Origin of the sequence: Superficieibacter sp. BNK-5 (assembly GCF_047456055.1) — a bacterium.
Taxonomy (GTDB): Bacteria; Pseudomonadota; Gammaproteobacteria; order Enterobacterales; family Enterobacteriaceae; genus Superficieibacter.
On sequence record NZ_CP179893.1, the window covers coordinates 3,153,507 to 3,164,804 of the forward strand.

Here is an 11,298-nt window from a genome sequence, read left to right on the forward strand (position 1 = left end):
TCGCATTCTCCTTTTACTCATTCGATAAGCACAGGATAAGCATGCTCGATCCCAATCTGCTGCGTAACGAGCCAGACGCAGTCGCAGAAAAACTGGCACGCCGGGGCTTTAAGCTGGACGTAGATAAGCTGCGCGCTCTTGAAGAGCGTCGTAAAGTGTTGCAGGTAAAAACTGAAAATCTGCAAGCTGAGCGTAACTCACGATCGAAATCCATCGGCCAGGCGAAAGCGCGCGGGGAAGATATCGAGCCATTACGCCTGGAAGTGAATAAGCTGGGTGAAGAGCTTGATGCCGCGAAGGTAGAACTGGACGTGCTGCAAAGCGAAATCCGTACTATTTCGCTGACCATCCCGAATATTCCTGACGATTGTGTGCCGCAGGGCAGAGATGAAAACGACAACGTCGAAATCAGCCGTTGGGGTACGCCGCGCCAGTTCGATTTTGAAGTGCGCGATCACGTCACCCTCGGTGAAATGCATAGCGGGCTGGATTTCGCTGCCGCCGTTAAACTCACCGGCTCACGTTTTGTGGTCATGAAAGGGCAGATCGCCCGCATGCACCGCGCACTTGCACAGTTTATGCTGGATCTGCACACTGAGCAGCACGGTTACAGTGAAAACTATGTGCCGTATCTGGTGAACCATGACACCCTTTATGGGACCGGACAACTGCCGAAGTTTGCGGGCGACTTGTTCCATACGCGTCCGCTGGAAGAAGAAGCGGACAGCAGTAACTATGCGCTGATCCCCACCGCAGAAGTTCCGCTGACCAACCTGGTGCGTGATGAAATCATCGACGAAGACGACCTGCCGATCAAAATGACTGCACATACGCCGTGCTTCCGTTCAGAAGCCGGCTCTTACGGTCGTGATACCCGTGGTCTGATCCGTATGCACCAGTTCGACAAAGTTGAAATGGTGCAGATTGTGCGTCCGGAAGACTCAATGGATGCGCTGGAAGAGATGACCGGTCATGCTGAAAAAGTGCTTCAGCTGCTTGGCCTGCCGTACCGCAAAATTTTGCTCTGTACCGGCGATATGGGCTTTGGTGCCTGCAAAACCTATGATCTGGAAGTCTGGGTACCGGCGCAGAATACCTACCGTGAAATCTCCTCGTGCTCTAACGTATGGGATTTCCAGGCGCGCCGAATGCAGGCTCGCTGCCGCAGCAAATCCGACAAGAAAACCCGTCTGGTTCATACCCTGAACGGTTCCGGTCTGGCCGTAGGCCGTACGCTGGTTGCCGTACTGGAGAACTACCAGCAGGCAGATGGCCGTATTGAAGTGCCGGAAGTGCTACGCCCATATATGAAAGGTCTTGATTATATCGGTTAAGCCTCACATTTTTCTTATATCAAGCGCCTGCGGGCGCTTTTTTTATAGCCATTTTGATACCGGACAATAACCTCTAACTCATAAGGGTTAATATGCTTTCGTTCGAAAGTAGCATTAACTGCTGCCATTTTGAATTATCGATATATAAAAATCTATATAACGAATTTTTGCTCTGACTCTTCCGGGCAAACAAAGTGAGCAATTATGAAAACAATTAACCCTGAAGTCGTACTGTCGGCGGAAATGAGCCGCCGTGGCTTAATGAAAACGACAGCCATCGGCGGCCTGGCCCTCGCCAGCAGCGCTTTTACTCTGCCATTTACCCGTATCGCCAGCGCCGCAGAAGCTATAAGTCCTTCTGAAACGGGCGAGAAAATTATCTGGAGCGCCTGCACGGTAAACTGCGGTAGCCGTTGTCCGCTACGGATGCATGTCGTTGATGGCGAAATTAAATACGTCGAAACGGACAATACGGGCGACGATAACTTTGAGAGTTTGCACCAGGTACGTGCCTGCCTGCGTGGGCGCTCAATGCGCCGTCGGGTTTATAACCCGGACCGGCTGAAATATCCGATGAAACGCGTCGGTAAACGCGGCGAAGGGAAGTTCGAGCGTATTAGCTGGGATGAAGCTTATGACATCATCGTCAAAAATATGCAGCGTCTGATCAAAGACTATGGCAACGAATCTATTTATCTCAACTATGGCACCGGCACGCTCGGCGGAACCTTAACCCGTTCATGGCCGCCAGGAAAAACGCTGGTCGCTCGCCTGATGAACTGCTGCGGCGGCTATCTGAACCACTACGGTGACTACTCCTCAGCGCAAATTGCCGCCGGCTTGAATTACACCTACGGCGGCTGGGCCGATGGCAACAGCCCATCCGATATTGAAAACAGCAAACTGGTCGTCCTGTTTGGCAATAACCCCGGTGAAACGCGGATGAGCGGTGGCGGGGTAACCTACTATCTTGAGCAGGCCCGGCAGAAATCCAATGCGCGCATGATCATTATCGATCCTCGTTATACCGATACGGGGGCAGGACGTGAAGATGAATGGATCCCCATTCGTCCTGGTACTGATGCTGCCCTGGTAAGCGGACTGGCGTGGGTGCTGATTACTGAAAACCTCGTCGATCAGCCGTTTCTGGACAAATACTGCGTTGGCTATGACGAGAAAACCTTGCCTGCTGACGCGCCGCAAAACGGGCATTACAAAGCGTACATCCTTGGGCAGGGTAAAGACGGTATTGCGAAAACGCCGGAATGGGCGGCACGCATCACCGGTATTCCAGCCGATCGGATTATTAAACTGGCACGGGAAATCGGCAGTGCTAAGCCCGCGTATATCTCGCAGGGCTGGGGGCCGCAGCGTCATGCCAATGGTGAAATCGCCACCCGCGCCATTTCCATGCTGGCGATCCTGACCGGCAACGTTGGCATTAACGGCGGCAACAGTGGCGCACGTGAAGGTTCGTATGACTTACCGTTCGAACGTATGCCGACGCTGGAAAACCCAGTCCAGACCAGCATCTCTATGTTTATGTGGACCGACGCGATTGAGCGTGGCCCGGAAATGACCGCGCTACGCGATGGCGTGCGCGGCAAAGATAAACTTGATGTGCCGATCAAGATGATCTGGAACTATGCCGGTAACTGCCTTATTAACCAGCACTCAGAGATCAACCGCACGCATGATATTTTGCAGGATGACAAGAAGTGCGAAATGATTGTCGTCATTGACTGCCATATGACATCGTCTGCGAAATATGCCGATATCCTGCTGCCAGACTGCACTGCATCTGAACAAATGGACTTTGCGCTTGACGCGTCATGCGGAAATATGTCCTACGTGATTTTTGCCGACCAGGTGATTAAACCGCGCTTCGAGTGCAAAACGATTTATCAGATGACCAGCGAGCTGGCGAAACGGCTGGGTGTCGAACAGCAATTTACCGAGGGACGTACTCAGGAAGAATGGATGCGTCACTTGTATGAGCTGTCGCGCCAGGCGGTGCCAGAGCTGCCAACCTTTGAAGAGTTCCGCCAGCAGGGGATGTTTAAAAAGCGCGATCCTGAAGGGCATCATGTGGCCTATAAAGCGTTTCGCGACGATCCGCAGGCCAACCCGCTTACCACGCCATCGGGTAAAATCGAAATCTATTCGCAGGCGCTGGCAGGGATTGCCGCCAGCTGGGAGCTGCCGGAGGGGGATGTCATCGATCCGTTGCCCATCTATACGCCAGGGTTTGAGAGCTACAACGACCCGTTAGTCAAAAAATTCCCGCTTCAGTTGACCGGTTTCCATTACAAAGCACGTGTTCACTCGACCTACGGCAATGTGGACGTGCTGAAAGCGGCCTGCCGTCAGGAAATGTGGATCAATCCGCTGGATGCGCAGACACGTGGTATCAGTAACGGCGACAGGATACGTATTTTTAACGATCGCGGTGAAGTTCATATTGAGGCCAAAGTGACCCCGCGGATGATGCCGGGCGTCGTCGCGTTAGGTGAGGGGGCCTGGTATAACCCGAATGAGAAACGTGTAGATCAGAGCGGCTGTATTAACGTGCTGACCACTCAGCGACCTTCGCCGCTTGCCAAAGGGAATCCTTCCCACACGAACCTCGTTCAGGTCGAAAAAGCGTAAGGAGTAGCTGATGACAACCCAGTATGGATTTTTTATTGATTCCAGCCGTTGCACCGGTTGCAAAACCTGCGAGCTGGCCTGTAAGGATTATAAAGACTTAACCCCGGACGTGAGCTTTCGGCGCATTTATGAATATGCTGGCGGCGACTGGCAGGAGGATAACGGCGTCTGGCAGCAAAATGTCTTCGCTTATTACCTCTCCATTGCCTGCAACCATTGCGAGGATCCAGCCTGTACTAAAGTGTGCCCCAGCGGTGCGATGCACAAGCGCGAAGATGGCTTCGTGGTGGTTGATGAAGAGGTGTGTATTGGTTGTCGCTATTGCCATATGGCCTGCCCTTATGGCGCACCGCAGTACAATGCGACGAAAGGACATATGACCAAATGCGATGGCTGTCATGACCGCGTGATAAACGAGGGGAAAAAACCGATTTGCGTTGAGTCCTGTCCATTACGTGCGCTGGATTTTGGTCCGATTGACGAACTGCGTAAAAAGCACGGCACTCTGGCGACGGTTGCTCCTTTGCCGGGCGCACATTTTACGAAGCCGAATATCGTCATTAAACCCAACGCTAACAGCCGTCCCTGTGGAGATACCACCGGTTATCTGGCAAATCCGAAGGAGGTGTAAAATGGGAAACGGATGGCATGAATGGCCGTTAATGATCTTTACGGTCTTTGGACAATGCGTGGCGGGCGGTTTTATCGTACTGGCGCTGGCGCTAATGAAAGGCGGTCTGCGCGCAGAGGCGCAACAACGGATTATTACCAGCATGTTTGGGCTATGGGTATTAATGGGGCTGGCTTTTGTTGCCTCAACAATGCATCTCGGCTCTCCGCTGCGGGCATTTAACTCGTTAAATCGCATCGGTGCATCGGCACTGAGTAATGAAATCGCCAGCGGCTCGCTGTTTTTTGCCGTGGGTGGCCTCGGCTGGCTGTTGGCGGTGCTGAAAAAAATGCCTTCAGCGCTGCGGATGCTGTGGTTGATGGCGACGATGATCCTGGGCGTGGTTTTTGTCTGGATGATGGTGCGCGTCTACAACAGCATTGACACGGTGCCGACCTGGCACACGGTCTGGACGCCGCTGAGCTTCTTCCTGACGATGTTTATCGGCGGACCCTTATTGGGTTATCTGCTGCTGAGTATGGCGGGCGTGAGTGGACGGCCGCTACGTTTATTGCCGATGGTATCGCTGCTGGCGCTGATCGTCAGTCTGGTCACGGGGTTGATGCAGGGCATCGAACTGGCGACGATCCACAGTTCGGTACAGCAGGCGTCGACGCTGGTCCCGGAATATGGTTCGCTGATGGCCTGGCGGGCGGTGGCGATTATCGCCGCGCTGCTGTGCTGGATCCTACCGCAATTGAAAGGTAAGCGACCGGCCATATCGTTGCTGACCGTCGCTTTTGTGCTGGTCCTGACAGGTGAATTGATTGGTCGCGGGGTGTTCTACGGTTTGCATATGACCGCGGGTATGGCCATTGCAGGGTAATGGCTTATAAAAGGCGTAAAGTCAGGGGCTTGCCCTGGCTTTACGCCTTTATTTGATCATGAAATTTTTCGACTGACAGGCGGCGAACTCTTATAATTTAATACAACAAAATCAACGACGTAATTTTTAGTATCACCTTTCTTATTCTGTTCTGGATAAGCAATTTCAATCGTCGAAAAACAAAGCGTGCTATGGCTGAAAAACGTCAATTGACTTTGTTTCTGGCGGTGGCATGATGCGCTCGAATTCTGATCTTCCTCACGGTTTATTATCCATGTCCACCTATACCCGCCCGGTGCAATTGCTGCTCTGTGGCCTGCTGTTGTTGACCCTGGCGATCGCGGTATTAAACACGCTCGTCCCGCTCTGGCTCGCCCATGAAAACCTTCCAACGTGGCAGGTCGGGATGGTGGGATCGTCTTATTTCACCGGTAACTTAGTCGGTACGCTGTTGACCGGATATGTGATCAAACGGCTTGGCTTTAACCGTAGTTATTATCTTGCTACGTTGATTTTCGCCGTGGGCTGTATTGGTCTGGGGATGATGGTCGGTTTCTGGAGTTGGTTAAGCTGGCGTTTTATTGCCGGCGTTGGCTGCGCGATGATTTGGGTGGTCGTTGAAAGTGCGCTGATGTGTAGCGGCACCTCAAACAACCGTGGTCGCCTGCTGGCGGCCTATATGATGGTTTACTATGTGGGTACTGTGCTGGCTCAACTGCTGGTCAGCAAACTGCCTACCGACCTGATGAGCGTGCTGCCATGGGTGACCGCCGTAACACTGGCTGGCATCTTACCGCTGCTGTTTACACGCATCGTTAATCAGCATAGCGAACATCAGGACACCACCCGCATATGGCCGATGCTGAGATTGCGTCAGGCTCGTCTTGGGGTAAACGGCTGTATTATTTCAGGCATCGTTCTTGGCTCATTATATGGTCTGATGCCACTGTATCTTAACCATCGAGGTGTCAGCGATGCCGGGATCGGTTTCTGGATGGCGGTGCTGGTGAGTGCGGGGATTTTTGGTCAGTGGCCGATTGGTCGACTGGCGGACCGCTATGGTCGTTTGCTGGTGCTGCGGGTGCAGGTGTTTGTGGTGATCCTCGGCTGTCTGGCGATGCTCAGTCACGCGGCAATGGCACCGGCCCTGTTTGTGCTTGGCGCGGCAGGCTTTACGCTCTATCCGGTGGCGATGGCATGGGCCTGTGAGAAGGTTGAGCATCATCAGCTGGTAGCGATGAACCAGGCGCTGCTCCTGAGCTATACAATTGGCAGTCTGCTTGGCCCATCGTTAACCGCCATGCTGATGCAAAATTATACCGATAACCTGCTGTTTATCATGATTGCCAGCGTATCGTTCATTTATCTGCTGATGTTGCTGCGGAAAGCGGGCCAACATCCGACGCCAGTGGCTCACGTCTGATAGTGCTTCCTGCCGGTTAACGCCGGCAGGATACCATTCCTTAATACATCACCTTATGACCGTACTGCTCAAGAATACCCTTGACGCGTTCCATGGTCTCTTTTTTTGGTGGATGTACGCCGTCAAGTTTATATTCCTCGCCCATCGCCACCCATTTGTGTTTACCCAGCTCGTGATACGGCAGCATTTCGATTTTCTCGACGTTGCCCATATCGCGGGTAAATTCGCCCAAACGGTGCGCAGAGTCATCATCATCTGACCAGCCGGGAACCACGACGTAACGGATCCACACCTTGATGCCTTTATTAGCAATGTATTTGGCAAACTCCAGCGTGCGATGATTGGACACTCCGACCAGATTCTGATGGATCTCATCGTTCATCTGTTTCAGATCCAGCATCACTAAATCGGTCACTTCCAGCAGCTCATCAATCACGGGATCATAACGACGGACGAAGCCATTAGTGTCGAGGCAGGTATGAATACCTTCTTTCTTACAGGCGCGGAACCAGTCACGGACAAACTCAGCCTGTAAAATGGCTTCACCGCCGGATGCGGTAACGCCGCCGCCGGAAGCATTCATAAAGTGGCGATAGGTCACCACCTCTTTCATCAGCTCTTCTACGGTCACTTCTTTGCCGCCGTGGGTATCCCACGTATCACGGTTGTGGCAATACAGGCAGCGCATCAGGCAACCCTGGAAGAAGGTAATAAAACGGATGCCCGGGCCATCAACGGTGCCACAGGATTCAAAGGAGTGAATGCGACCAATTACTGACATTGCGGTGGTTTCTCCAGCTTTGGCCTTCCTGGCCTGTGAGTGCACAACTCGCTAAGGTTGTGTCGGGTCTGTTTTGACGGTTACCCATTGAGTATAGATAACTGGCGAACCAGACTTCGGGTGTTAAAAAGGCCCCACTACTGTGGAGCCTTTATTTTACGCTTTTTTAATCGTGATTTCAGTCAAAACCCATTACATGGTCTGAGTGAAGGTACGAGTAATAACGTCCTGCTGCTGTTCTTTGGTCAGGGAGTTAAAGCGTACTGCGTAGCCAGATACACGGATGGTCAGCTGCGGATATTTTTCCGGGTTTTCCATCGCATCAAGCAGCATTTCACGGTTCATCACGTTCACGTTCAGGTGCTGACCACCTTCGATGGACGCTTCATGATGGAAGTAACCATCCATCAGGCCAGCCAGGTTGGTTTTACGAACTTCGTCGTCTTTACCCAGAGCGTTAGGAACGATAGAGAAGGTGTAAGAGATACCATCTTTAGCGTAAGCAAACGGCAGTTTAGCAACGGAAGTCAGAGAGGCAACAGCACCTTTCTGGTCACGACCGTGCATCGGGTTAGCACCTGGTCCGAACGGCGCGCCAGCACGACGACCGTCTGGGGTATTACCGGTTTTCTTACCATACACCACGTTAGAGGTGATGGTCAGAACAGACTGAGTCGGGATAGCGTTGCGGTAAGTGGTCAGTTTCTGAATTTTCTTCATGAAACGTTCTACCAGGTCAACCGCCATGTCATCTACGCGAGAATCGTTGTTACCAAACTGCGGGTATTCACCGTCGATTTTGAAGTCGATAGCCAGACCGTCTTCGTCACGAATCGGGGTTACTTTCGCATATTTGATAGCAGACAGGGAGTCAGCTGCGACAGACAGACCCGCGATACCACACGCCATGGTGCGGATAACGTCACGGTCATGCAGCGCCATCAGAGAGGCTTCGTAGCTGTATTTGTCGTGCATGTAGTGAATCACGTTCAGCGCGGTGACATACTGCTTAGCCAGCCAGTCCATGAAGTGATCCATACGATCCATCACTTCGTCGAAGTTCAGAACGTCGCCTTTGATCGGTTCAGATTTCGGACCAACCTGCATTTTCAGTTTTTCATCAACGCCGCCGTTGATAGCGTACAGCATGGTTTTCGCCAGGTTTGCACGCGCACCGAAGAACTGCATTTGTTTACCAACGATCATCGGGCTTACGCAGCACGCGATAGCATAGTCATCGTTGTTAAAGTCAGGACGCATCAGATCATCGTTCTCATATTGCAGAGAAGAGGTATCGATGGAAACTTTAGCCGCATATTTTTTGAAGTTCAGCGGCAGTTTTTCAGACCACAGGATAGTGATGTTCGGTTCCGGAGACGGCCCCATGGTGTACAGGGTGTTCAGGAAACGGAAGCTGTTTTTGGTTACCAGAGTACGGCCATCTACGCCCATACCGGCGATGGATTCTGTTGCCCAGATCGGGTCACCAGAGAACAGTTCATCATATTCCGGGGTACGCAGGAAGCGAACCATACGCAGTTTCATGACCAGGTGGTCAACCATTTCCTGCGCTTCTTGCTCGGTGATTTTGCCTGCTTTCAGGTCACGTTCAATGAACACGTCCAGGAAGGTCGCGGTACGACCGAAGGACATTGCTGCGCCGTTCTGAGACTTAACAGCGGCCAGGTAGCCGAAGTAGGTCCACTGAATAGCTTCCTGAGCAGAGGTAGCCGGACCAGAGATGTCGCAGCCATATTTTGCTGCCATTTCTTTGATCTGACCCAGAGCGCGATGCTGGTCAGCGATTTCTTCACGCAGACGGATGGTGGCTTCCAGGTTTACGCCGTTTTCCATGTCAGATTGCAGAGACAGGAACTGTGCGTATTTGTCTTTCATCAGGAAGTCGATACCGTACAGCGCAACGCGACGGTAGTCACCGATGATACGGCCACGGCCATAGGCATCCGGCAGACCAGTCAGAACACCGGATTTACGGCAGTTCAGAATGTCTTTGGTATAAACATCGAAAACGCCCTGGTTGTGGGTTTTACGATATTCAGTAAAGATTTTTTTCAGTGATGGGTCCAGCTCGCGGTTGTACGCTTTGCAAGAACCTTCAACCATTTTGATGCCGCCGAACGGGATAATCGCACGTTTCAGCGGCGCTTCGGTTTGCAGACCAACGATTTTCTCAAGCTGTTTGTTGATGTAACCAGCGTCGTGAGAGGTAATAGTGGAGGCAACAGAAGTGTCGAAATCAACAGGCGCGTGAGTACGGTTTTCCTGTTTTACGCCTTCCATTACGCTGTCCCACAGCTTGGTGGTAGCTTCAGTTGCGCCAGCCAGGAAAGACTCGTCACCCTCGTAAGGAGTGTAGTTTTTCTGGATGAAGTCACGGACGTTTACTTCATTCTGCCAGTCACCTTTCGCAAAACCTTCCCAGGCTGTGGCTAACTTTTCATTAAGCTCGGACATTGTAATACCTACCTTCTTAAGTGGACTTTTTATTTACGCCTGGAACAATCATTAATGATGATCGTTACCACGCAGGTAAATGACCCAGTATGTCAACCCAACTAACAAACCGCCGCCGATAATATTCCCGATAGTCACGGGGATCAGGTTATCAGTGATAAAGTTCATAATAGTCAGGTGAGAAAAATTGTCCGGAGAGGAACCGACCGCGGTCCAGAATTCCGGGCTGGCGAAATGACGTATTACGATACCCATTGGGATCATAAACATATTCGCGATGCTGTGCTCAAAGCCGCTGGCAACGAACATAGCGACCGGCAAAATCATGATGAGCGCTTTATCTGTCAGGCTACGACCCGAGTAGCTCATCCAGACGGCAAGACAGACCATCAGGTTTGCCAGAATGCCGAGGCAGACGGCCTCAACAAAGGTATGATGCATTTTGTGGTCGGCGGTTTGCAGGACGTTAAGCCCCCAGCCACCGTTGGCGGTCATGTACTCGCCAGAAAGCCACATCAAAAGTACAAACAGCAGTGCACCGATCAGGTTGCCGACGTAAACGTTCAGCCAATTGCGACCCAGTTGACCCCAGGTGATACGACCGCTGGCTTTCGCCACCACAATCAGTACCGTTGACGTAAACAGATCAGCTCCGCAGATAACGCAAAGAATCAGGCCCAGTGAAAAGCAGATGCCGCCTACCAGTTTCGCCATACCAAACGGCATGGAGGCGGTACCTGTGGTGGCAGTAATGTAGAAAACAAAAGCAATGGAGATAAACACGCCCGCAGTAATTGCCAGGAAAAACGTGGTCATCGGTTGTTTCGTTGCTTTGTAGACACCCGCTTCTTCAGCCACTTTGGCCATTGCTGCAGGAAGTATTAGATCAAAAGGGTTGTCAGCTTTCACACTAACTCTCTCTTTATTAAGTCGGCGACGAGATACTAACAAAGCATTATAGAAGAGAATTTGATGTAGATCATATCTCGCCTGGCTTATAGGCCTTCATAGTGTATGGTTTTACAGCTATTTAGGGGTAAAGTATTGATTATCTGAATAAAAATAAATTTTAAAAATTATAAATTGTGTTGAATTTTTTTATGGCCTCATCAGTGAGCGGTTAATTAAAATGGAGTATTT

Annotated in this window: 8 protein-coding genes; 5 read left to right on the plus strand and 3 right to left on the minus strand. The window is 51.5% G+C overall.

Annotation, left to right across the window (positions count from 1 at the left end; all coding sequences use genetic code 11):
* The first annotated feature begins 41 nt into the window (after positions 1–41).
* The 5 genes from serS to ACMGGS_RS15140 all read left to right on the plus strand — a co-directional run bounded on the left by serS (position 42) and on the right by ACMGGS_RS15140 (position 6,902).
* A complete protein-coding gene (gene serS / locus ACMGGS_RS15120) occupies positions 42–1,334 on the plus strand; it encodes a serine--tRNA ligase (RefSeq protein ID WP_414163300.1) in 1,293 nt (430 codons plus the stop codon).
* A gap of 204 nt (positions 1,335–1,538) precedes the next feature.
* Positions 1,539–3,983: a dimethylsulfoxide reductase subunit A gene (dmsA, locus tag ACMGGS_RS15125; protein ID WP_414163301.1), complete on the plus strand. Its 2,445-nt coding sequence runs from the start codon at positions 1,539–1,541 to the stop codon at positions 3,981–3,983.
* Positions 3,984–3,993: 10 nt separating this feature from the next.
* The gene (locus ACMGGS_RS15130) at positions 3,994–4,614 is read left to right on the plus strand and encodes a DMSO/selenate family reductase complex B subunit (protein ID WP_414163302.1); all 621 of its coding nucleotides are present in this window, start codon (positions 3,994–3,996) and stop codon (positions 4,612–4,614) included.
* 1 nt (position 4,615) lies between these two features.
* Complete coding sequence (locus ACMGGS_RS15135; protein ID WP_414163303.1) at positions 4,616–5,479, plus strand: dimethyl sulfoxide reductase anchor subunit family protein; 864 nt, start codon at positions 4,616–4,618, stop codon at positions 5,477–5,479.
* 274 nt (positions 5,480–5,753) lie between these two features.
* The gene (locus ACMGGS_RS15140; RefSeq protein ID WP_414163304.1) at positions 5,754–6,902 is read left to right on the plus strand and encodes an MFS transporter; all 1,149 of its coding nucleotides are present in this window, start codon (positions 5,754–5,756) and stop codon (positions 6,900–6,902) included.
* Positions 6,903–6,942: 40 nt separating this feature from the next.
* On the opposite strand, the gene pflA is transcribed toward ACMGGS_RS15140, so the two are convergent.
* The 3 genes from pflA to focA form a co-directional block, all read right to left on the minus strand.
* Positions 6,943–7,683, minus strand: coding sequence for a pyruvate formate lyase 1-activating protein (gene pflA, locus ACMGGS_RS15145; RefSeq protein WP_103675420.1), 741 nt, complete (start codon positions 7,681–7,683; stop codon positions 6,943–6,945).
* Between the two features lie 192 nt (positions 7,684–7,875).
* Complete coding sequence (gene pflB / locus ACMGGS_RS15150; protein WP_176920636.1) at positions 7,876–10,158, minus strand: formate C-acetyltransferase; 2,283 nt, start codon at positions 10,156–10,158, stop codon at positions 7,876–7,878.
* Between the two features lie 51 nt (positions 10,159–10,209).
* Positions 10,210–11,067, minus strand: coding sequence for a formate transporter FocA (gene focA, locus ACMGGS_RS15155; RefSeq protein WP_414163305.1), 858 nt, complete (start codon positions 11,065–11,067; stop codon positions 10,210–10,212).
* Positions 11,068–11,298 lie beyond the last annotated feature (231 nt).

Excerpts from the sequence above, each read along its gene's own strand:
- serS (WP_414163300.1), top strand. The coding sequence starts at position 42 with ATGCTCGATCCCAATCTGCTGCGTAACGAGCCAGACGCAGTCGCAGAA.
- dmsA (WP_414163301.1), top strand. The coding sequence starts at position 1,539 with ATGAAAACAATTAACCCTGAAGTCGTACTGTCGGCGGAAATGAGCCGC.
- ACMGGS_RS15130 (WP_414163302.1), top strand. The coding sequence starts at position 3,994 with ATGACAACCCAGTATGGATTTTTTATTGATTCCAGCCGTTGCACCGGT.
- ACMGGS_RS15135 (WP_414163303.1), top strand. The coding sequence starts at position 4,616 with ATGGGAAACGGATGGCATGAATGGCCGTTAATGATCTTTACGGTCTTT.
- ACMGGS_RS15140 (WP_414163304.1), top strand. The coding sequence starts at position 5,754 with ATGTCCACCTATACCCGCCCGGTGCAATTGCTGCTCTGTGGCCTGCTG.
- pflA (WP_103675420.1), bottom strand. The coding sequence starts at position 7,683 with ATGTCAGTAATTGGTCGCATTCACTCCTTTGAATCCTGTGGCACCGTT.
- pflB (WP_176920636.1), bottom strand. The coding sequence starts at position 10,158 with ATGTCCGAGCTTAATGAAAAGTTAGCCACAGCCTGGGAAGGTTTTGCG.